20 protein-coding genes and 1 pseudogene are annotated in these 22,513 nt (G+C 65.1%); 10 read left to right on the top strand and 11 right to left on the bottom strand.

Annotated features, from left to right (window positions below):
- Positions 1-6 precede the first annotated feature (6 nt).
- From GAU_RS04015 to GAU_RS21770, 5 genes and pseudogenes are all read left to right on the top strand, one after another.
- Positions 7-540 carry a tetratricopeptide repeat protein gene (locus GAU_RS04015; protein ID WP_041265239.1) on the top strand — a complete coding sequence of 178 codons (534 nt, stop codon included), beginning with the start codon at positions 7-9 and terminating at the stop codon, positions 538-540.
- 2 nt (positions 541-542) lie between these two features.
- Positions 543-1,310, top strand: coding sequence for a ParA family protein (locus GAU_RS04010; protein ID WP_012682275.1), 768 nt, complete (start codon positions 543-545; stop codon positions 1,308-1,310).
- Between the two features lie 79 nt (positions 1,311-1,389).
- Positions 1,390-2,184 (top strand): hypothetical protein, encoded by a 795-nt coding sequence (locus tag GAU_RS04005; protein WP_156798897.1) that lies wholly within the window; start codon positions 1,390-1,392, stop codon positions 2,182-2,184.
- 83 nt (positions 2,185-2,267) lie between these two features.
- Positions 2,268-3,514 (top strand): annotated as a pseudogene (locus GAU_RS21775) (AMP-dependent synthetase/ligase); the annotation flags it as partial.
- Positions 3,515-4,099 carry a hypothetical protein gene (locus tag GAU_RS21770; RefSeq protein WP_425483087.1) on the top strand — a complete coding sequence of 195 codons (585 nt, stop codon included), beginning with the start codon at positions 3,515-3,517 and terminating at the stop codon, positions 4,097-4,099.
- Positions 4,100-4,149: 50 nt separating this feature from the next.
- Here GAU_RS21770 and GAU_RS03995 read toward each other — a convergent pair whose 3' ends face one another.
- The 4 genes from GAU_RS03995 to GAU_RS03980 are packed head-to-tail and all read right to left on the bottom strand — an operon-like array spanning position 4,150 to position 6,687.
- On the bottom strand, positions 4,150-4,839 hold the full coding sequence (locus tag GAU_RS03995; protein ID WP_012682271.1) for a hypothetical protein: 690 nt from the start codon (positions 4,837-4,839) through the stop codon (positions 4,150-4,152).
- A 16-nt stretch (positions 4,840-4,855) separates the two neighbouring features.
- Complete coding sequence (locus GAU_RS03990) at positions 4,856-5,617, bottom strand: SDR family oxidoreductase (protein ID WP_012682270.1); 762 nt, start codon at positions 5,615-5,617, stop codon at positions 4,856-4,858.
- 10 nt (positions 5,618-5,627) lie between these two features.
- A complete protein-coding gene (gene folE, locus GAU_RS03985; RefSeq protein WP_231847952.1) occupies positions 5,628-6,266 on the bottom strand; it encodes a GTP cyclohydrolase I FolE in 639 nt (212 codons plus the stop codon).
- 7 nt (positions 6,267-6,273) lie between these two features.
- The gene (locus GAU_RS03980; RefSeq protein WP_012682268.1) at positions 6,274-6,687 is read right to left on the bottom strand and encodes a 6-pyruvoyl trahydropterin synthase family protein; all 414 of its coding nucleotides are present in this window, start codon (positions 6,685-6,687) and stop codon (positions 6,274-6,276) included.
- A 468-nt stretch (positions 6,688-7,155) separates the two neighbouring features.
- On the opposite strand from GAU_RS03980, the gene GAU_RS22145 reads away from it, so the two are divergent.
- Entirely contained in the window at positions 7,156-7,329 is a 174-nt protein-coding gene (locus tag GAU_RS22145; RefSeq protein WP_012682267.1) for a hypothetical protein, read from the top strand.
- Positions 7,330-7,364: 35 nt separating this feature from the next.
- Here the strand turns inward: GAU_RS22145 and GAU_RS03975 are convergent, their stop codons facing one another.
- Positions 7,365-8,345, bottom strand: coding sequence for a GNAT family N-acetyltransferase (locus GAU_RS03975; RefSeq protein ID WP_012682266.1), 981 nt, complete (start codon positions 8,343-8,345; stop codon positions 7,365-7,367).
- 197 nt (positions 8,346-8,542) lie between these two features.
- Between GAU_RS03975 and GAU_RS03970 the strand changes: the two genes are divergently transcribed.
- A complete protein-coding gene (locus tag GAU_RS03970; RefSeq protein ID WP_012682265.1) occupies positions 8,543-9,403 on the top strand; it encodes a PEP-CTERM sorting domain-containing protein in 861 nt (286 codons plus the stop codon).
- A 3-nt stretch (positions 9,404-9,406) separates the two neighbouring features.
- On the opposite strand, the gene GAU_RS03965 is transcribed toward GAU_RS03970, so the two are convergent.
- The 3 genes from GAU_RS03965 to GAU_RS03955 are packed head-to-tail and all read right to left on the bottom strand — an operon-like array spanning position 9,407 to position 13,968.
- Positions 9,407-11,809: an AAA family ATPase gene (locus GAU_RS03965; protein ID WP_012682264.1), complete on the bottom strand. Its 2,403-nt coding sequence runs from the start codon at positions 11,807-11,809 to the stop codon at positions 9,407-9,409.
- Positions 11,810-11,812: 3 nt separating this feature from the next.
- Entirely contained in the window at positions 11,813-13,006 is a 1,194-nt protein-coding gene (locus tag GAU_RS03960) for a metallophosphoesterase family protein (protein WP_012682263.1), read from the bottom strand.
- A gap of 38 nt (positions 13,007-13,044) precedes the next feature.
- On the bottom strand, positions 13,045-13,968 hold the full coding sequence (locus tag GAU_RS03955) for a hypothetical protein (RefSeq protein ID WP_041265238.1): 924 nt from the start codon (positions 13,966-13,968) through the stop codon (positions 13,045-13,047).
- Positions 13,969-14,137: 169 nt separating this feature from the next.
- Between GAU_RS03955 and GAU_RS03950 the strand changes: the two genes are divergently transcribed.
- A complete protein-coding gene (locus GAU_RS03950) occupies positions 14,138-15,046 on the top strand; it encodes a hypothetical protein (protein WP_041265237.1) in 909 nt (302 codons plus the stop codon).
- A 100-nt stretch (positions 15,047-15,146) separates the two neighbouring features.
- Here the strand turns inward: GAU_RS03950 and GAU_RS03945 are convergent, their stop codons facing one another.
- Together GAU_RS03945 and GAU_RS03940 are read right to left on the bottom strand one after the other, a co-directional pair.
- Positions 15,147-15,425: an Lrp/AsnC family transcriptional regulator gene (locus tag GAU_RS03945; protein WP_012682260.1), complete on the bottom strand. Its 279-nt coding sequence runs from the start codon at positions 15,423-15,425 to the stop codon at positions 15,147-15,149.
- Between the two features lie 29 nt (positions 15,426-15,454).
- A complete protein-coding gene (locus tag GAU_RS03940; protein ID WP_012682259.1) occupies positions 15,455-16,645 on the bottom strand; it encodes a pyridoxal phosphate-dependent aminotransferase in 1,191 nt (396 codons plus the stop codon).
- 323 nt (positions 16,646-16,968) lie between these two features.
- Between GAU_RS03940 and GAU_RS03935 the strand changes: the two genes are divergently transcribed.
- Complete coding sequence (locus tag GAU_RS03935) at positions 16,969-18,993, top strand: DEAD/DEAH box helicase (protein WP_169307583.1); 2,025 nt, start codon at positions 16,969-16,971, stop codon at positions 18,991-18,993.
- Positions 18,994-18,996: 3 nt separating this feature from the next.
- The gene (locus tag GAU_RS03930) at positions 18,997-19,608 is read left to right on the top strand and encodes a thymidine kinase (protein ID WP_012682257.1); all 612 of its coding nucleotides are present in this window, start codon (positions 18,997-18,999) and stop codon (positions 19,606-19,608) included.
- 45 nt (positions 19,609-19,653) lie between these two features.
- Here GAU_RS03930 and GAU_RS03925 read toward each other — a convergent pair whose 3' ends face one another.
- On the bottom strand, positions 19,654-22,386 hold the full coding sequence (locus GAU_RS03925) for a hybrid sensor histidine kinase/response regulator (RefSeq protein ID WP_169307582.1): 2,733 nt from the start codon (positions 22,384-22,386) through the stop codon (positions 19,654-19,656).
- Positions 22,387-22,513: the final 127 nt, after the last annotated feature.

The raw sequence follows: 22,513 nt of genomic DNA, 5'->3' as shown, positions 1-22,513 counted from the left end.
GAGCGCATGACTTGGTGGCGCCGCCTCGTGGGCGGTTCGTCGGCACCCCATTCAGGGAAGACCGACTTCCTGAAAGAGGCGCTCGATCTCGAAGCGCGTGGGGACTACGGCAACGCGCTCACGTCCTACCGACTCGCGCTGCGCGAGCGTCCCGACGACTTGCGCGTCCTGCAGAACATCGCGATCGCCTTCTCCAAAACGGGGCAACCCGAGGAAGCGATTCGCACGTACCGACGCGCCCTGCAGCTCGACCCCAATCTGGCCGGCGCGCACTACGGTCTCGCATTCCTGCTGCTCAAGCGCAGCGACACCGTACACGCGGGCATGCATCTGGAATCGTACCTGCGCACCAGCAACGCCGACGATCCACAGGCGAGCAAGTTCCGTGAGCACGCCGAGCGGACACTGATGCAGTTGCAGAACGCCTCGATGCAACAAGCGGAGCAGGACGGTTATGCCACCGAGGGGGCGCAAGACGGACACGAGGCGGGCGATCACTGGCAGGCGCCTGCCGATGAGCCCCGACGGGACGAGTACTGAACATGGGGCGCGTCCTCTCCATCGTCAGCCAGAAAGGTGGGGTCGGTAAGACCACCACCGCGGTGAATCTTGCCGTGGCCTTCGCACGCCGCGGTCTCAAGACCCTGCTGGTCGATGCCGATCCGCAGGGCGCGGTGCGCTACGGAGTGGGACTGCGCCGTGGTCATCCCACGGTGGGCTTCGATGACTATCTCCGCGGCGAACGGTCGCTGCGCGAAGTCATCCTGCCGACGGCGATGCCGTGGCTGCGCGTGATCCTGGCCGGTTCGGTGAGCGACACCGCCGACCATACGGCCTTCCAGCGTGCGGTCGGTGAGACCAGTCTGCTGGGCGACCTGCTCGCCATGGCCCGCGAACGATGCCACGTGGTGGTGGTGGACACTCCGCCCGGACTCGGGGCCATCACACGCCGGGTGCTGGCCGCCAGCCAGCATGTCGTGGTACCGCTGCAGTGCGAACCCCTGGCTCTGCAGACCACACCGCAGATCCTGCGTGCAATCCAGGACGTGATCGCCGAGAATGATGAGCTCACGCTGGAAGGCATTCTCCTCACGATGCACGAAGAGGGGAACCCAGCGACCGAGCGCGTCGTACACTATGTGCGCGAGCATTTGCCGCAGCATCTGATTTTCGATGTGCCGGTACCCCGGACACCGGCTACGGCTGAGGCCTTCGCTGCCGGCCAGCCGGTGGTGCTGCGGAATCCCGCCGATCCGGCCAGTCAGGCGTACATCAACATTGCCACGCGACTCGCTGAACGATTCACGTGACGGGTGCCCATCGGGGGCACGAGGACGGGAAGTGACGCAGGACACGGCTTCAATCGACGCAGGACACGCAGCGCAGCGAGTGCGACGCAGGATCATCGGCAGCACCGTGGCGATCGTCGCAACTATCGCTACCGCGTGCGCGGATGTGGGATCGGGCCCCGATGTACCGGCCGCTCTCGAGTTCGCGCGGCTCCCCTATCCGGCGGTCGTCGTTGGCGATTCGCTGCGCAACGAAGCGGGGGTGATAGCCCCCCTTCGCGCCATCGTGCGCAATTCGGCGGGCGAGGAAATCGTCGGCGCGCCGGTGACCTACCTGTATGCCGACTACAATCGCGATTCGTCGCTCGTTATCGACTCCACGAGCGGCACGGTCTTCGCGCGCAAGATCACGACCGTTTCCACAGGTCGTGTGGCCGCCCGTGCAGGATCGAGTCTGCAGATTCTCGGTACCCTCTTTGTCACACTGCCCCCCGATACCGTGACCGGCTCGGCGCCGGGAGACCTGAAGTTCGAGGCCGGCGACTCGGCACAGAAGGTGCTCACAGGCGATTTCTCGGTATTGGTGCGCCACAACAAAACGGGCACCACCCCAACCGCCGTGAAAGGCTGGATCGTGCGCTACACATTGCTGCATCCGGCAAACCCCACCAATGACACCTCCGCCGTCGCCTATCTCGCGGTCGATGAGCGGAATGCCTCGGTGGTCGACACGACCGGCGACTCCGACGCGACCCGGAAAGTGATGGTTCGCAAGAATCGGTTTCTGCCTGACAGCGGTACCGCCGACTCGTTGGTGGTGCAGGCGACCGTGCAGTACCGCGGCAAGGCCGTGCCGGGCAGCCCACTGCGACTGGTCACGCGGGTGGTGCACTGAGCACCACCCGAGCCGCAACGCTCAGGTAGCGAAAAGCCGTCAAGGGCTCCCGCGCTGGGAATCCCGGGGCCAGTTTCTCAAGTATGTCCTCACCCACCCAATTCGCTTCGGGGGGTCCCCGCCCCGCCCCCGGCACGATCAATCGACTGTTTTTCGATGCAGTCGAACGATTTGATCGCACCGACGCCGTCCTGTACAAGGTCAATGGCGTCTGGGAGCCTCTGAGCCATCGCACGATCCTCGAGCGTGTACGTCGTACCGCGCTCGGACTCGCTCACCTTGGGGTGGTGGCCGAAGAACGCGTGGCGTTGCTCTCGGAAAACCGCCCCGAATGGCTGATCGTGGACTATGCCTGCGCCTGCAGTTCGTTCACCGATGTGCCGATCTATGCGACGCTGCCGTCCGAGCAGATCCCCTACCTGATCAACGATTCGGGCGCGCGGGTGCTGTTCGTGTCCACGCCGGAACAGGCCCGGAAGATCCAGTCCATTCGCGCGCAGATCCCGGGCGTGCAGTGGGTGATCGGCTTTGCGGCCACGAAGGAACATGGCTGTGACATGACGCTCGCCGAGCTCGAGGCCATGGGCGCCGCCAACGATTCACCGGAGCGGGCGACCACGTTCAAGGAAGCCGCGCTGGCAGTGGCCCCGGACAAACTGCTCACCCTGATCTACACGTCGGGCACGACGGGCAATCCGAAGGGTGTCATGCTCACGCATGACAACATTCACTCGAACGTGGAAGGTGTGAGGCAGGTGCTGAATGTCGGCACTTCCGACCTCGCGCTGAGCTTCCTGCCGCTCAGTCACATCTTCGAGCGCACGGGCGACTATTACCTGTTCGCCACCGGCTGTCGCATCGCCTACGCCGAGTCCATCGACACCGTGCCCGTCAACATGAGCGAGATGAAGCCATCGCTCATGATGTCGGTGCCACGACTGTACGAGAAGATTTATGCGCGCGTTCTGGAGAACGCCGTGAGTGGTGGTGGGCTCAAGAAGCGCATCTTTTTCTGGGCACGCCGCACCGGGGAACGGTGGGCCGATGAAAAGTTCGCGGGCCGGGAGCCCGGTGGCCTGTTGGCGTTCCAGTACGGCATTGCGCAGAAACTCGTGTTCTCGAAGTTGCGCGAGCGCACCGGTGGCAACCTTCGCTACTTCGTATCTGGCGGCGCGCCCCTCTCACCGGAATCGCGAAATTTTTCTACGCGGCCGGACTGGTGATTCTCGAAGGATACGGACTGACGGAAACGTCTCCGGTCATCGCCTGCAACGCCCTGTCTGCCTACCGACTCGGCACCGTGGGCAAGCCCATTGCCGGCGTGGAAGTCATGATCGCTCCGGACGGCGAAATCCTGTCGCGCGGTCCGCACATCATGCAGGGGTATTTCAACAATCCCACGGCGACGGCGGAAGCCATCGATGGTGATGGCTGGTTTCACACGGGCGACATCGGCGTGCTGAATGAGGGCTACCTCAGCATCACCGATCGCAAGAAGGACATCATCGTCACGGCCGGCGGCAAGAACGTCGCGCCCCAGCCGATCGAAAACACGATCAAGACGAACAAGTACGTGTCGCAGGCCGTCATGATCGGCGACAAGCGCAAGTTCCTGATCGTGCTGATCGTGCCCAACTGGGATCAGCTCGAGAAGTGGGCCGCCAGCCAGAACATCGTGTGGACTTCACGCGCCGAGCTGTTGCAGATGCCGACCATCCACGCGAAGATGGAAAAAGAGGTCAAGGGACAGCTCTCCGGCCTGGCCAGCTTCGAGGCCCCCAAGAAGATCGCGTTGCTCGAGCACGACTTCACCATTGAACGGGGTGAACTCACACCCAAGCTCAGCGTGAAGCGGCGCGTGATCGACAAGACGTACAAGGACCTGATCGACAGCTTGTACGTCGAAGCGCACTGAGACGGCAGCGCTCCGCGTCCACGGGTATCCGTGACGGGTATCCGTGGACGCTACACGGGCGGTGGTGACCGCCGCAGTGCCACCAATCCGCTCGACTTGGCCGTCATCTCGGCCACCCATTCGCGCTCATCACGGGCCAATGTCCGTACGGTGCCCATGAGCACGGCCGGCAGCTCCTGAGAGACCGGCGCGACGATTCGGCCGCCCGCGCGTACCGCCCGGGCAATGCTGGCCAGCAGCCTCGCGGCGTCGTCAGGGACCAGATGGGCGACATCGCAGGCCGCTGCCGCCAAGGTACTGGCTCCCAATGGCAGTTGCAGACCAACATGCAACACGGAGACGTCTACAGCGCGAATCGCGAGCGGAGCGGACGCGGACGCGGTGGGCACAGCCACCACCGGCGCGCCGGTCAGTGCGGCGTAGTCTGCGGCGACCGCCGCATAGCCCCCCGCCAACAGCACCGGAGCCAGTCCACCCATCACGCCAAGTTGCGCGGCCAGACGTTCAACGTCGGGCAGCGGAGTGGTTGAGGCATTCGCGGGCATTGTGGACAGCACACGGTCCTGCGCAGCGTGGAACCAGGCTTCCCCCTGAGTCACCGCGTACTCGGCCCCACACACGGGGCATGCCAGATCGGCCTCTATCAGCGTGGCGCCATCGGCGCGATGCACCATGGCCACCAACCACGATTCCTCGTGTGGCGCGGGACAGCGGAGCGCGTCGAGCAGGTCGCGTTGCATGATGACGCTATGACTCTCAGGACCGACTGAGGCGGAGTTCGTCGATATTCACATGCGGCGGACGAGTGATCGCCCACAACACGGCGTCGGCCACGTCGTGCGGCCGCAACATGGCGGCACGTGGTGGAAAACCCGGCGTGTTGTCGGGATCGATGGGATCCCAGATGGGAGTGTCGGTCGCGGCCGGTGACACCAGCGTGCAGCGCACACCGGTGCCGACCAACTCCGCGCGCAACACTTCGTGCAGGGCACGTGCGCCAAATTTGGACGCCGAGTAAGCGCCATTGCCGCCGAAGATGTGGCGATCGGCCACCGAGCCGACGGTCACGATGTCACCGGCGCCCTGCGCCCGCATACGGGGCAACAGGGCATGCACCAGGCGAAACGGTGCACCGAGATTCGCCTGCAGCGTTTGCTCGAACAGTTCGGGCGACGTGTCCTGTACGGGCAGCAGTGGAAAGATGCCCGCATTGCTGACCAGGATATCGGGCACCTCACCACGCGCTTCCCATTCCGCCAACAGGGCGATGACGGCCATGCCATCCGTGAGATCACACGGGTGGACCTGTGCCCTTCCCTGCGCGGCTAGGATCTCGCCCGCGACCACCTCGAGCGATGACGCCGTACGCGCCAGCACGTGCACTGTCGCGCCGGCACGCCCCAGGGTCAGCGCCACGGCACGCCCGATGCCGCGCGAGGCGCCGGTGACCAGCGCGCGCCGTCCGCGTAGCGGGGCTTCGGCCGATGTCGACGCGAAAGAGGGAGAGGTGGATGACATGGGCGTGCGATCAGAAGCCGGGCGTGGCGTAGGCGAGCCGCAGAAACTCACTGCGGGTCTTCGCATCATCACGGAACAGTCCACGCAGTGACGACGTGATGGTGCGCGAATTTTGCTTCTCCACGCCGCGCATCATCATGCACAGGTGCACCGCCTCGATGACCACACCCACACCCTTCGGCTGCAGCACGTCGACGATGGCGTTCGCAATCTGCTCGCCCAGACGCTCCTGCACCTGCAGGCGACGGGCAAACACCTCCACCACGCGTGGCAGCTTGCTCAAGCCGACAATCTTGCCGTTCGGGATGTAGGCGATGTGCACCTTGCCAAAAAACGGCAGCATGTGGTGTTCACACATGGAGTACATCTCGATGTCACGGACCATCACCATGTTTTCATGGTCTTCGGCGAACAGTGCGTCGCCGATGACGCTGCGTGGATCGAGGTCGTAACCGCGGGTCAACCATGCCATGGAGCGTGCCACCCGCCCCGGTGTCTTGAGCAGGCCATCCCGTGTCGGATCTTCGCCGATCAGCTCGAGTTGCCGGCGGACCATCGTCTCGTACTCGGACGACCGTTCGCCCGCCATCGGCAATTCGTCCGGATCGGCGCCATGTGCACCACCACCCACGTTGAGTTCACGTCGCATCACGTGCTCATTCTCCCGAGTAGTCGACATAGTTGTTCTCCGTCTCCCAGAGACGCAGACGCTGCAGGGTGGCCGGGGCAATCGCGGGCCCGAGCACCTGCCACATCGCGACGACAATGTTCTCCGTCGTCGGATTGATGCCCTGCATGTAGGGGACGTCGATGTTGAAGTTGCGATGATCGGTCTGCGAGAGCACCTCGCGTTCGACGATGGCGCGCAGGGCGCCCAGGTCGATCACGTACCCGGTGTCCTCGGCCACCGGCCCACGCACGGAGACATCGAGCGTGTAGTTGTGTCCGTGCCAGTTCGGATTGTTGCACTTGCCGAACAGCCGGGTGTTGTCGGCGTCGGACAGTGCGGGATTGTGGACGCGGTGTGCCGCATTGAAGCGCAGACGACGCGTCACCGTGACGATGGGCATGCCGTTCAACCGACGGAAGGAGGGTGGAGTTCCCGTGTGGCCGTCCCACGGGAAGTGCTCGCAACGTCCCGGCACCAGGCGAACGGTGCGACCGATCCTGCCACAAAAACGAAGGCCCCGCCACATGGACGGGGCCCTCGAAAAACACGGGAACGAAGAGGGGTTCCTGAAGCCCAGTAGAAAGGATGAGACCCTCACCGCGCTTCCGCCTTCCCCGCACTGGGGCATGACGTTCACACCGTTTGTCGAGCCCTCTCAATGAGCTTATCGGCTCAAGAAGTAAGTCTCTCCGCCCCGCTATACGCTGCAAAAACTTACCGGCGGCACACACCCGGCGCAATGCAGTCCCCTCGCGGTTTCCTGCAACGCCGTCCTCATCCAAGGAGAGCCGGACGTGTGACAGATACCCCCGATGGTGGCGCCCGATCCATCCATGGAAATGTGCCTCCAGGCGAGTACATTTCAGGAATGGATCTCTACCTTGCCGCTGGAATCGCGATGCTGCTCGCCTGGGGCGGGCTGACGCTCGCCACGGATGCCCCGGGTGTCGTACATCTGCTGTTGACGGCGGGTGTCTTCGTCATCATCTGGCGCATCGTCGTGCGCGACACACCAAGCGGTCCACGCAGCGGCAAGCCGTAGCTCGGCAAGCCGTAGTCCGGCACACCCACGCGGCGTCAGATTTCCCAGTTCGACAGCACCATGCCTTCGGCGGGAGGCAGTTCGCTCCACCCGAAGACACTCATGCGCAAGTCGGTCCAGCGCACGCGTGCGCCCAACGCAATCAGGGTGCGATACGCCTCCGTGTAGTCGCCCTGCAGACGAATAGCCACCCGGCGGGTGCCGGTGCGGCGGGCCAGATCGGTGAGTGCCCCGATCAATGGCGGTAGGTGCGCCTGACGCGACACCACCAGTTTCAAGACCCGGAGTTCGTCCCGCGTGCGCCCTTCCACCAGAGGCGCCGAATGACAGAGCGCAAAACCGTGTGGCGCTTCGAGCGGACCGAGAATGAGTGTATCGCCAATGGCATGCCGGTCAGTGAGCTCAATCTCCCGGGTGAAGTCATAGCCCGGCATGACCTGCGTGGTCAGCGCGAGACAGGCCTCCATCACCGCCGGCTTCTGCTGCGAGGCACATCGCGAAAGCAGTTGCGGCGTCACGTCGGAGGAGGTCGCGTCCAACGTCAACGTGACCGTGAGGTGTCCCGGCACAAACCCGAGATTGGAATAGAAGCCGATGTTCTCCATGGTGCGTGGCATCGTCTCGAGACCGATCACCGACGCGGCGCGCTGCCGAAGCCACTGCATGCCGGTCTGCACCATGATCTTGCCCAGTCCGGAACCCTGGTGGCCCGGGGAGACACACAGTGGTCCCATCCAGCCTTCGCTTCCGGACTGATGGACCATGTTGAACGCGATGATGCGCCCCGTTCCGTCGCGCCAGCACAGGGCACCGTCACCGGCGTCCTCGATCGCGTAACGCCAGATGGCCTGGCTCAGAGGCGGCACCCGGACCCCCGCCATCCCGTCCTTCCGGTAGCGCTCCGTGAACGCCTCGGCGAACACCTCATTGAGCTGCGGAATGTCGTCGATGGTCGCGACGTCCGGACCTCGGACGGCACGTGAGGGACGTGGAGAACCGGGACTGACGCTGGTCATGGTTTCTGGGCAGTCATGCAAAATGCCGTAGTGAACGTGAACGTCGCGTGAGGGATTTGCACAACAGCTCCACGAGCTCGACCATAAGACCAAAAGCCAACTGGTTTCCCCTCAACGACTTGCGAGGACGCAGCCGAACCCGGCCATATGGCATGCCACTTGCTTGCCACAACCGGTACACCCTCCTTGGAGTTCCAATGCGTCTCGTTCGTCTGGCTGTCGCAGCCACCTTCATCATGTCACCCGCGCTGGCGTCTGCCCAGTCCTGGAGCAGCAACGTCACACCGGCCAACAACGGTGGCCAGTTCTGGGATCAGCAGTCCACCGATGGCAAGCGCTGCAACGTCGGTTACGTCCTGAACGGCACGGCGGGTTCGGCCGGCAACGCCTGCCAGAACCAGCGCCCGAGTGGCTGGCTTCCGTACAACGGCGACAATCCGACCCACTACCTGAACAACGGCAGCGGTGGCAGCCAGAAGTTTGCGTTTGCCGAGGGCACCTACACGTTCTCGCTGCTCCCCGGCGCCAAGTTCGGCGGCGATATCGCAGGCCAGAACACGTCGTGGGGATATTACACGTCGAGCCCCAGCGGCGTGACGCGTACGGACCTGAATCTCACGGACCTCAGCGGCGGCGTGACGGTCACGTTCGAATCGGTGTGGGGCCTGTGGGTCCAGTTGGTGGACGGCAGCATCGCCTACTCCAACAACAGCAGCGACAAGCAGTTCGCGCTCTTCGCGTTCGACAACGGCGGCACGTTCTCCGGCAGCACGCTGAACTACGGGACGGATTCCCACTACATCCTCGGCCTCGAGGACACGCGGGACTTCACGGAAGCGAAGACCTGCCTCAAGTACAAGAAGAACAAGAAGAACCAGTGCGAGACGTGGAGCACCCCCACGACGTACAAGAGCGACTGGGACTACAACGACATCATGTTCCAGATCACCACGCCGGGCGGTTCCAACACCACGGTGCCGGAGCCGAGCACCTACGCCCTGATGGCCGCTGGCCTCGCGGGCCTGTGGGCCGCCGCGCGTCGCCGCAAGAACTCCTGAGTCTCAACGCGCCGCGGTCGTCACACTGACGCGGCGCGCTTCATCGAATTGCACCTGCACGACCTGATCGAGTCCGTCACGCACCTGTTCGATATGGGTGATGACGATGACCTGCTCAAACCGGTCGTGCAGGTGCCGCAGTAACTCCACCACATTGGTGCGACGGTTTTCGTCGAGTGATCCGAAAACTTCGTCGAGAATGAGCAACGAGAACGCCTGTCCCGTCCGGTCGGCGATCATCTGGGAGATCGCGAGGCGCAACACCAGGTTGCAGAGGTCCTCCTCGCCGCCGGAAATCACCGGCTTGCGCACCTCGTCTTCGAGCACCAGCAGGCGATAGTCCTCGTCGAACTCCAGCGACTTGTAGCGACCATCGGTCAGCTCGGCGAGAAATCCCGATGCAATGTCTGCAAGCTCCGGGCGCAACTGCACATTGAGATCCGTGCGGATATCGGTGAAAGCCCGGTCCAGCTCATCATGCAACCGTCGGTCCCGTTCGAGTCCTTCCAGTGCTTCCTGTCGACGGGCCAGCTCACGACGTCCCTGCTCCGCACTATCGAGTGACGCACGGGCACGCTCCGACTCTCCACGCGCGGACAACGCATCGAGTTCGGCTTGCCGTGCCGTGGCTTCGGCCCGTTCATATCCTTCGCGCATGCTGGCGAAGTCGGTGTCACCCGCCGCCACAGCCGTCAACTGCTGTTCGAGCTCCTTCAGGCGTCCACGCAACTGTTCCTGCGTCGTCATCGAGCGCCGCTGATCCGAGCGAAGCTCCGGCTCCCGCTCGATCTGCGCCCCGATGCGGGCCATGCGCGTTTCCAGCTCCTGCGCACGCGCGAGGTCACGCTTCAGGGCACTGTGGCGCGCGGCCTCATATCCCGTTGGCAACTCGGAGAGTGCCTTGGTGGCTTCGGTCAGGCGTTCGGCGAGCTTCGCCCGTTGCACGCCGAGCGCACCCGACTCGGCGATAGCGGCCTGTATGCGCTGCAATCGCCGATCACCATTCTGGACATCGGCCTGTAGCTGTCGGCGCGCCTCTTCCTGCGCTTCCACACTGGCCGGCAAAGTCGAGAGCTGCGCCACGCGCTGCCGATAGTAGTTGCCGTCGAGGCGCACGGTCTCCAACTGATCGCACACGGTATCGAGCACACCCTGGAAGCTCTCACCAAGCGGCCGACCGCAGGTGGGACACGGACTTTCGGCGCCCAATCCTTCAAGGGTGGTCCGTTGGTCTGACAGCTCCGTGTACTGCGTGCGGAGCGCTTCGAGTCGTGTCTCGGCCTCCTGGCGATCGCGCGCCCACGCCGTGCGCTGTTCATCGACGAGGCGTTCGACATCGGCCAACTGCTCGCGCAGTGTCCCCAGATGCGCCAACGCATCCTGTTCGAGCGTGGGAGCCTGCTCGAGACGCGCGGCCCGTTCGGCCAGTCGTGCATCTTCGTCCGCCGTCTGCTGAACCCGCTCCAGCCAGCCCTGGCGTCGCACGTCGGCCGCCGCTAGCTGTTCCATCGCTTCGAGCGCCTGCGGCACTTCACGCAGGTCCGCCGCTTCGGCACGCAGTGGCTCGAGCGTGCGTTGGGCCTGCGCCACGCTGTCGAGCTCACGGGTCAGTCGCTCCGCATCGCGCACACGCGCCAGCAACTCCCCTTCGGTGACACGACACTCCGCTTGCAGCAACTGCAGTCGTTCACGCTGCGCCTGCACATCACGCCACTGCGGCACGAGGGTCTCCAACAGGGCCACGGCGACCTGCCGCTGTTGTTCGGCTTCGCTCGCACGCACGGTCGCCATGGCGAGGCGCGCTTCGGCATCACTGACCGCGCGCCAGATGGCCTCCGGATCGGACATGCCCTGTCGGAGCCCGTTGATCTCGGCGGCCAGTGTCCGGCGACGCTCGCGCACAAACTCCTGCGCACCGCTGATGCGATCGTACCCGAGGACCCGCGAAAGAAACCGCGCGCGCTCCGCCGGCCCCAACGCGCTCATGACGTCGAGTTCTTTTTGCCCCGTGAAGTAGGTGTGAAAGAACTCGCTGCGCGTCATGCCGAGTCGGCGCTGCATGAACTCGGACACCCCCGTCACGGTACTCGCGATGGGCTGTTCGGCGTCGTCGAGGAAACACTCGGCCCCGGAGAGCGAGCGCGCGACACGATACCGATGCCCTGCCAGCTCGAACACGAGCTCCACACGGACCGGTGCCCGGACATCCTCCACACTCAGACGCCGGATGGAGTCCTTGTTGCCACGCGCGGCGCTGTTGCCATAGAGTGACCAGGCAATGGCCTCGAGAATGGTGCTCTTGCCGGAACCGTTCGGACCGATGATGCCGGTCAGTCCCAGAGCAAAGTCGATGCGTGTGTCGGCGTGCTGACGAAAATTGACGAGATGCAGCGAATGGAGGCGCACGGATCAGCCGTCCACCGTTGGCAGGGCCGCCATCGCCGCTTGTTCCGCCTGCTGCAGATAGTGCAAGCCGAGCGACACCAGCGCGTCCCGTTCAATGCCGGAGGTCAACACGCGTTCACGCAGTCGATCGGCGACCACATCGGCCAGCGTGGCCCGACGTATCGCGGCGCCGCCCGCCACGCGATGCGCGATGGGCGTGGGGCGATGCGTATCGAGTTGAAAGTGCATGGCGCGCTTCCGGAACTCCCGCAGCGCCGCATGATCGAGCTCACGGACGATGTGGCGCGGGGCATTGTGTACCGTGAGTCGCACCACACACTGATCGATCCCGCCCGGAGCGGTTTCCACGCGGGCCCGGATCGCCCCATCCAGATCGGCAGCGCTCATGCCGGTGGCATCGATCGGTGTCAGATCGCGAAGCGCCCGGGCGGGCATCACCGGATGAAACCGATGCGCGCCGGAGACAAGGTCATGTTCGATGAACCCCTTGCCGGGCACGCGATGTTCGCGCTCTTCCTGCAGCTCTCCCCAGGGATTGCTGCTGGTGTAGTCGATGGAGCCGCTGTAGTAGGCGCGTGGCGCGACTTCGCGGTAGACGTGGTAGTGTCCAAGCGCGATGTACGACCATTGATCGACATGCAGGGCGTCGATCGGGATCTCGAGGGCGGCCCGTTCCGGACTCGCCATGTGGGCAGGGAGCATGCCGGCCACTTCGCCGTGCATCAGCAACACCCGATGGCGAAAACCTTCGGGTGGCACGAGCGAGGGTCGCACGATGCCCGGCACGTCGGGCACGGCCAGCACCGCGAGCGACAATTCCGGGAACGTGAACTGCTCGGCGTCGGCGTCGGCCACGTGCACACCGATCTCGCGAAACAGTCCCAGAATGCAGCCCGTTTCCGAGGTGCGTGGCGCATCGTGATTGCCGGCCACCATCACGATCTTTGTGTGCGGCAGTTGCGTCCGCCATTCCAGCAGAACCCGGAACGCATGCAGGATGGCGGGATTGGACGGCCTGACCGTGTGAAACACATCGCCACCAATCACGATCACATCGGGCGCCAGCGCGGTGATCTGGGCAGCCGCGCGTTGAATGGTGCTCTCGACATCGGCTTCGCGCTGGTTCACACCAGCAGCGGTCAAACGCTGATACTGGCGAAACCCCAGATGAAGATCGGCGAGGTGCACAAGGCGCATGCGCCTAAGCTAACGGCATGCGCTCGGACGGATGACGCCTACCACACACGCACTTGCTGCACGATGCGCATATCGAGTGTCCGCGCGGGTCCCGTGACCCCGGTTCCCGGCGCCAGGTCGCTCGACACTTCCAGCTCGGTATAGGCCTTCACGATCCAGGCCCGCTGCCGATCCACCTGCATGAATCCACTGATGGTACCGGCCGTGACCACCGACGCGCCCGGGGGCCAATCGGAAGCGGCACCACTGCGGCGCAACACGCCGGACAACGACACCCAGGCGTCCCGACCGTTGCGGGCCAGCGAGTCGAGACGCAATCGCACCTGCACGACCCCGGCCGCACGAAAGCCACCCACCGGCAGAGTGGGGAGTGTCATCTCCCGGGTCCATTCACTGCCGACGCTGATGGGTGCCTCCGGAAGCAACCCTGGCACCGATGCCAGCGTGGCCCCCAGGGAGACGGCGGTGGGTGGTGGATCGTGGATACGCATGGAACCGTCAGGCCGAACGCGGACACGGACCTGCCGGGCATCGTCGCTGATGGTCTGCCGCCGCGGCGCACCGAACTCCCCGCCGGCCCCAAAAGCCAGTGTCATGGAATCACTGGTCGCCAGCAAGACGGTCTCGGACAGATCGCTGGCCTCGACGAGCGAGTGCGCGAACAGCGACAGCCGCGTGACCTGCCCAGGTGGACGGTCGGCGCGCGGCCCGTAGTCGGGTGTCGTGCCGCTGCTGCGAGGATTGGTCCCGCGACGAGGGCGGAGTTCGACCGACTGCTCGATTTGCATCCAGAGCGTGTCGCCGACGCGGGGGCGCACCATGAGACGTACCGCCTCGCGGCTGTGCCCCTTCGTCGCTCCCACCGTCTGACCGGTACCCTGGGCACCTGCCACGGATACGCCAGTCACGGCAGCACACATCGCCATCAGGAGCGCGGCGCTCGCCGTCGCGCGTGTCACCATCCGGGCCTCCACACCCCACACCGCCGATTTGATTCCTTCCCGGCATACCCCCCATTCCGCCCGAAGCTCCAGACTCTGGGCGGCAGGTGTGGACTTCCGGCAGGCATCGACCGAAACTCACTGTGTGATATCATCTCATCGCTCCCGCACGCGCCGCGTCCGTGCCCTCATGCTCCCGCTGCTCTTCGCCGGAGTGACTTCGTGCGATCGAGTGAAGACCGCGCTCAATCCTCCGCAAGTCGACACCTACTGGCAGAGCGACAGCACCTTCCTGGCCAGCAAGCCCACGGTGCTCTTTCGGGTCGATCGGAGCGGCAATCTTCCGCGCCTGATCCCGATCGCCACCGTGGGAGCCAAAGGACTGCGATCGCTGGGCATGACCAGTCGTGGTTGGCGTGCCTTTGATATCGACTACCTGCACAGCAACGCCACCTTCACACCGTACCGATACGGCGAGCCGCTGTCGGCGGTTCGCAGCACACGGGGCATGTGGGAGGGTGAACCGCTCGACACGCTGCCCTGCCCGTCACCATTGCCCGCGGCCCTCGCGTCGATCGACTCCCGGGTGGAACTCCTCACCAGCGGCGGCACCCCACTCGCGCGCCCGCACATGACCTCCCTCAGCGACGGCGAATTGCAGGGGGTGCTGTCCACGGTCAACACGCTGGTTGCACCCACCGCCGGCATTTCGTTGTCGCGGATGTCGCGCTATCAGCGCAACGTGTATGCGGTCGCGACCGGCGCCTCAACCCGCCCCACCGTCATTGTCACGTACGATGATCCGGAAGCACTGCCCGACTCGGCCACCCGCATCACCGAACGGCCGCGCCATCTGATGGTGGTGCTCGACAAGGGGGTGTACGGATACAAGCCCTCGTACACCTACAGCGACGTGTCCTCGAGCCGCATTCAGCCCCGTCGCAAGTTCCTGGGCGCACTCGACGCCGACGGGGACGGCAAGGCGGAACTCTATTTCGGCGTACAGTTGCCGCAGTTCCCCCTGGTCACCTACGCGTACGGCTATGAAGGCGACACCTGGCTCGAGGTCTTCAAATACGAACGGGGGCGCTGCCAGTAGCCTCGGTGGCCACGACATCCCCCGTTCATCGATAAACCATCGCGACCGCGAACAGAAACGTCTCACACATCCTCGTGCGTGAGACGTTTCTCCTTTCACACTACTCCACGCCGATATCCCACGACTGCTCGAGATCGGTGCGGCTGTACGCCCGGAACGCCGTAAGCGTTTGCGTACGTACGATGCCCGGCACGTTCACGAATTCCTGGGTCACCACGGTGGCAATCTGTTCGAGATCGGCCACACGCACGATGGCCACCAGGTCCCAGGCACCGGACACGGAATAGACCTCGGCAACTCCCGTGATCCCCGCCAACGCGATCGCGCAGGCAGTGATGGACTTGGGGTCGGCTTGCACCAGGACGATGGTGGTGATCATGGGGCCGTCGAAAAGGGAGGCAGAAAAACTCAGGCCGTCAGACACTGCGCGATGCGCGTCACGCCGTCAACCGCGACCGACTGTGTCGTGGCATAGCTGGCGCGAACCCACCCGGGGGTGAGAAACGCCCCGCCCGGCACAACGGCCACCCCATATTCGTCCAACACCGCTGCGGCAAAGGCCGCGCCGGGATCGGCCGCTCCGCGGAACCCTTCCACGTTGATGTACACATAAAACGCCCCGGCGGGGTGCACATAACGCACCGACGGAAACGCCGACAACGCCGTGACCACCGCATCGCGCCGTTCGCGGAACGACTGCACCATCGCGTTGACGGCCACGTCGGCTTCTTCGCGCCGTGCAATCGCCGCGACCGCCGCATACTGCGAGATCGATGAGGCGTTCGACGTGGTGTGTGACTGAAACGCGTTCATCGCCTTGCTGAGCGCCACCGGAGCGATCGACCAGCCGATACGCCAGCCGGTCATGGCGTACGCTTTCGCCACGCCATTGATGATGATCAGGTTGTCGCGTGTGGGCGCCACTTCCAGCGCCGACTGCGCTCCCCCCTCATACGCGATCCGCAGATAGATCTCGTCGGCGATGACCCACCAGCCACGTTCAGCGGCGAGTGTGAAAATGGCCGACAGTTCTTCGCGTGAGTATACGGCGCCCGTGGGATTGCTCGGCGAATTGAGCATCAGCCCCTTCGTGCGTGGTGTCGCCGCGGCGGCCAATTGTTCGGCCGTCACCTTGAGAGAGTTCGCCGCATCACCGAACACCGGCACCGAGACCGCGCGTGCCAGCTCGATCATCTCGTAGTAGCTGGTCCATGACGGCGTGGGGACCAGCACTTCGTCGCCCGGTCCAAAGCAGCAGACGCAGGCGTTGTACAACGACTGCTTCGATCCGTTCGACACCACCACCTCGGCGGGGGTGACCGGGGTGCCTTGCACCTGGATCCGGTTGGCGTCCGCCGCAATGGCTTCCCGCAGCGGCAATACCCCTTCGGTGGCCGTGTAGCGGGTGTGACCGGCAACCATGGCTTCCGCAGCGGCTTCCCGAATGAAGGCCGGTGTATCGAAGTCGGGCTCTCCAGCACCCAGATCAATCACGGCTTTTCCGGCAGCTTTCAGTGCCCGTGCCTTCGCGGCCACCGCCAGCGTGGCGGATTCCTTGAGTCGAATGATATTGGGCGAGGGCTGGAAAAGCAGGGACATGGCCGAGCGGGGTTATGGAGTGGGTTTCGGGGGCGGAACCGTGTAGTTTTCCCGGATCCTGTCGCGGGCCGTCAAGGGACGGCGCGGCGGCGAACAATGCGCCACCCATGCGATGGTCTTCATCGCACGCGTGGCGCCGTGCAGCGCAATTAAGCGCGGTCCGACATGGTGCGCCATGCGGAATCCGGGCTGCGGGACATCAGGTCAACAGCGAGTCTGGCGACGGGTGTGATTGCGATGACACGCACGAAAACGTCCATGGGCGTTTTCATTATCACCGGCCGTTGGGCGGCCGGGCTGACCGACAACTGACGGAGTGGGACGTGAGCGAGCAGGAACGGGAAGAGACGTCGCCAGGGGCGACGCGGAGCCAGCACGTGGTGCTGCAGGGACCCGCTGATTTGCGGATGATGGCCGCTGCCATGCGGCCCGGAATTGAACGCAGTCGTGAGACCGGCGAAAACGCCGCCCCGACATGCCTCGTGATCACGCCAACTCTCGAACAGGCCCTGGCGGCGGCCACGCAGGCCCGCGTGCTGCTGGGCACCGATGATGTGCGGGTCGTGCCCGTCACGGCCGTTGCGCGTTCGCGTCGCGTGCTCGCGGCCGGTCCGGTGGCCGTCGTCACAGGCACCGCCGCCGATCTGCTCGCCCTGCGTCGTGACGCCGCCCTCAATCTGCAGCATCTGCAGGTCGTGGTGATCGTGGGCCTCGACGACGTGCTGTCCGCCAATGGGGCTGAAACCCTGCAGGCACTGCTCGGCGATGCACCGGGCGATGTGATGCGGGTGGCAACACTCGAAGCGGAGAACGAGCAGACCGAAGCCTTCCTCGAAGCCCAGCTTCGTCGCGCGCGTCGCCTGACGCCGGTCATCGTCGGCGACACGCCGCTCGCCATCACCCCGCGTTTCCTGCTGACATCGGTCGCCGGCCGTGCAGATGGTCTGCGTGCCCTGCTCGACGAGCAGGATCCGCCGTCGGTGACCATTGTGGCCAACACGGAGGTCGGCCTCGCACAGGCGACAGCAGCACTGCACCGTCTCGGAGTGGCCGTCGATGGTGTGAGCGTGCAGGTCGTGCGTCAGCCGAGCGCGCAGCATGTGGCCCTCACGGTGCTCTGGGAAGCACCGGCCTCGCACGATGCCCTGGTGGAAGCTGTGGCCATGCGCCCGGTGGACGCCGTGGCGTTGCTGCTGCCGGAAGAACTGCCGACGTTCCGGTTGTTCACCGATGGCCTGGCCGAAGCCTGGACGCCGTTGCCACGCAAGGCGAGCGCCGAGGATCGTGTCCAGCAGTTGCGCACCGCGTTGCGTTCGACGTTGTCGAATGGTGGCGCGACGGCCAGTGAGCTGGCGCTGTTGGCACCGCTGCTCGAGAACCACGACGCGCTCGAAATCGCCGCCGCGGCCGTGCGTCTGTACGAAGGAGCCCGCCGTGATAGCATCGCCCTGCGCGCCAAACATGCCGCGGCTGGTGCGCGGGTGCGTGAACCGCGTGCCGAGCGTAGTGATCGGCCCGATGACGGCAGTGGCACGGGCGCGTCGGGACGCCAGCGGGTGTTCCTCGCCGTCGGCAAACGCGATGAAGTGCGCGTCGGTGACATCGTGGGCGCGATTGCCAACGAAGCCGAGATCCCGGGTGATCGGATCGGAACGGTGGAGTTGTTCGAATCTCACGCCATCGTCGAGTTGAATGCTGAAGACGCGGCCAAGGCCGTGGCCGCACTCTCGAACAGCACCCTGCGTGGCCGTCGCCTGAGCGCGCGGATCGACGTGCGCGGCGCAGAGCGCGGTGGATTCGAGCGTGGTCCGCGCAGCGACCGCGGTGATCGTGGTGGAGAGCGCGGTGGCGATCGTGGCTTTGGTCGTGGCGGCCGCGATGGTGGGCGTGAGGGTGGTCGTGACGGCGGCCGCGATGGTGGTCGTAGCTTCGGCGGTCGTGATGGTGGCCGTGACAGTGGCCGTGGATTCGGTGGTCCGCGTGGTGGCGGCGATCGGCCCGGTGGAGACCGGCCTCGTGGTGACCGTCCCGCTGGTCGCCCAGGTGAGCGCCCGGGCGGATTCGGTGGACCGCGTGGTCCGCGACCGTTCGGTCGGGATGATCGTGGTGGACGCGACGGCGGACGTGATGGTGGGCCGCGCGGCGACCGTGGTCCAGACCGTGGCGGCGATCGCGGTGGGCGTCCGCCCCGCGCGGCGGATGAGCGTCGCGCGTTTGGCGACCGTCCGGTGCGCGAGCGGGCAGAAGGTCGCAGCGAATGGGCGGAACGTTCCGAGCGCATGCAACACGCGCGTCGGCCGGCCCGTCCGGCGCCCGAGCGCAGCACGGACTTCGACGCCGAGGGCTAAGCGATGAGTGGGGGGTTCCAGGCGTCAGGCGGATGGATGGAAGTCGTCGCTGGCGTGATGTTCAGCGGCAAGACGGAAGAACTGCTCCGTCGTGTGCGCCGGGCGACCATTGCACGGAAGCGCGTGCAGGTATTCAAATCGCATCTCGACGACCGGTACGCGGGATTGTGGGCGGTGTCCAGCCACGATCGACGGACGTTCGAAGCGACGCCTGTGGACTCCTCAGCGCAGATCCTGCTGCGCCTCGATCCGATGGCGCAGGTCATTGCCATCGACGAGGCGCAGTTCCTCGATGCCGGTATTGTGCAGGTGGCATCGAGTCTGGCCGATCGGGGCCGGCGGGTCATCCTCGCCGGCACTGATACCGACTTTCGCGGCGAGCCATTCGGCGCGATGCCCCAATTGATGGCCGTATCGGAAATGGTCGACAAACTGCACGCCATCTGTGTGTTGTGTGGCTCGCCGGCCAGCCGCAATCAGCGGCTCATCGACGGCAAGCCGGCACCCTACGAATCGCCCACCATCATGGTGGGAGCAGCCGATTCTTACGAAGCCCGGTGCCGCGCCTGCCATATCGTGCCGCGTCGGGACGAAGCACAGCAGCAACTGTTCTGATCAACACATTGGTGTACGAGGCGCGCGATACTCGCGTCGCGCGCCTCACCGCGTGGCCGAATCCGCGTGCCGCGCGCGTGCAACGGCCAATGCCTGCGCCAATTCGGGAATCGTGAACGGCTTCGCCACGAACGGGACCTGACGCGCATCGAGCGCGGCGCGGGCGCCCACCTGCACGGTGAAGCCGCTGATCGCGACCACCGGGATCGTCGGATAGCGCTCCGAGAGCGTGGCGATCAGCTCGAGCCCACCCATGTCGGGCATGGTGAGGTCCGTGACCACGGTCGACACATCACCGGCACGCTGCTCGAGGAATGCCAGCGCCTCTGCCCCTGATGCCGCCGTAAAGGCAAACTCGCCGATCTTCTCGATCATCCGGCGGCCGAGTTCACGAAGCATGGGATCATCATCCACCACCAGCACGGCACCCGATGATGACTGCCGCGATTCCGAGCGAGGCTCCACCGCGCACACCGTCTGTGGCGTGCCGCTCATGGGGAAAAAGAGTCGCAGGGTGGTGCCCATGCCCGGCACCGAATCACATTCGATGAATCCGCGACTCTGGTGCACCATGCCGTGCACGGATGCCAGTCCCATACCGCGGCTGTTGCCGAAGGGCTGCGTCGAGAAGAACGGCTCGAACAAACGCGCCCGCGTCCCATCGTCCATGCCGGCCCCGGTGTCCTGCACCGCCAGCACCACGTACGGTCGACGACGCGCCCCGACCGCGTGGTCATGCGGATGTGGACACACCACGTCCTGCGTCGTGAGCGTGAGCACACCACCGGTGGGCATCGCCGCACCGGCATTGGCCACCAACGCAAGAATCGCGTCACCCAGTCGGGAGCGGTCGAGCGCTGCCGCCACGGGAGTGGCCGACAGCTCATAGCGCAGCTCCACCGCGTCCGGCAACAATTCCCGAATGGAGGGCTGCAACTCCCGGAGGTAGTGGTTCATCTCCACCAACTCCGTGTGCAGCATCTGCCGACGCCCCACCGCCAGCAACTGACGCGTCAGCTCCTCTGCGCGCTCGGAGGCACGTTCGATGGCCGCAATATCCTCGAGCAGCGGTGACTCGGTATCGAGGGAATCGCGCAGAAAACTGGTCGCGCCTGTGATGACCGTCAGCAGGTTGTTGAAGTCATGCGCAATGCCACCGGCCAACTGCGCGATGGCTTCGAGTTTCTGCATCTGCTGCAGCCGTTCACTCGACGCGCGTGTTTCCGTGACGTCATTGAACACGGACACGGCACCATGCGCCTTGGATTCACCATTGCGGACAATCGGCTCAGCCGTCACGCTGATCCAGGTCGTCTCACCATCCTTGCGTTGGATGGCCATGAGTTGCTGCATCTGGCTCTGCCCGCTGTGCAGCGCCACCAGTCCCGGCGGCGCATCCTGCGGCCAGGTGCTGCCATCCTCACGCTGTGCGTGCCAGTCGATGCGCGACGGCTCCGATCCGATGAGGCGCGACGCCTCGATGTCGAGAATGCGCTCGGCGCTGGGGTTGCACACCCGGATGACACCGGCCTCGTCGTACAGCAGCACGCCCTCCCGCATGCCGTTGATGACGGCGCGAAACTGCGCTTCCGATTCACGCAGACGTCGTTCGGCCTGCGCCCGATCCGTGATGTCCTGCACGATGATGTGCACGGCGCGCCGACCGCTGATTTCCGCGACGCCAAGAAAGGTCTCTACACGACGGCGCTCACCGGTGGCCAGTCGATGGTCCTGCGCCACACGGGTGCCGGTGCCAATCGCGATCTTCGCCACGACCGTACGCCAATGTTCGAGCGGCGCCGCATCGAGATCGGTGACGTACATCCCGCGCATCGTGGCCCGCGACCATCCGTAGAACGCTTCAGCCGACGCATTCACATCGAGGATGAGCGACGTTTCGGCGTCCACCAGCAACTGCATGGCGCCATTGTTCTCGAACAACTGGCGATGCCGCTCTTCGCTTGCGGCGATCGCCATCTGCTCCACGTGGCGATCGGTCACGTCGCGTGAACTGATGGCCAGGCTCTCCACATCCACCGGCACGATCTGTCGCTGCAGCCAGCGCACGGGCTGATCGTCGATGGGCGCGGCGTGTGTGGTCTCCAGGGGCTCGCGCGTCAGCAGCACCCGACAGCACTCCTCCCACAGCCCCCAGTCGCGGCTCTTGGGAAACACCGTGAGGACCGGCTGGCCGATCATCGCTTCCCGCGCCATGCCGGCGCGTTCACCCGCGAGACGATTGGCGTCGAGGATGAGGAAATCCCGGATAGTGCCGTCGACGCTTCGCACCGCCCGCACCACACACACGGCATCGAAGCCGGCGTCGAGCACACCACGCAGGCGCGCCTCGGACTCTGCGAGGGCGGCCATGTGTGCCTGCTCCGGCACAAACCGCTGCGGCGCGCGCCATGCCGTGATGTCGTGCGCGCGCCAGAGCCACCATCGCGCAGACTCGGCGTCATCCGTCGATGCCGGCGCTTGCGTCAGCACACTGGTCCACCAGCAGGGGACCCCACCGCAGGCGGCGTTGAGCTCGAAGGGGGTTGCCTGCCGCCCCGCAAAACTCGCATCGAGCCAACCCACGAACTCGGCGTGCTGATCCCGCAGCTCGGCGTAGGGCAATGGCAACGCGCCCCGCCGTGAAAGGCCGAACAGTTCTGCGGCCTGCGCATTGGCCCCCACGATCCGACCCTGATCATCGAACACGAGCAACGCCCCGCCAAGAGTATTGGCGGCGTCGATCAATGCAGTGACGGCAGAAGGAGGAATGGCGGACACAGAGGGGAAAAGGGCGGCCTCGGTAATGTGTCCGCCGAGGCGACGCCTGTCAGGGGGTGATGTGCGACAGGAGTCGGGTGGAGCCCTCGTGTGGGCGGCCCACACGGGCGACCCGCATGGGCGGCCC

Source organism: Gemmatimonas aurantiaca T-27 (genome assembly GCF_000010305.1).
Taxonomy (GTDB): Bacteria; Gemmatimonadota; Gemmatimonadetes; order Gemmatimonadales; family Gemmatimonadaceae; genus Gemmatimonas; species Gemmatimonas aurantiaca.
Note: the sequence above shows the minus strand (reverse complement) of the source record. Positions and strands in the feature narration are given on the sequence as shown.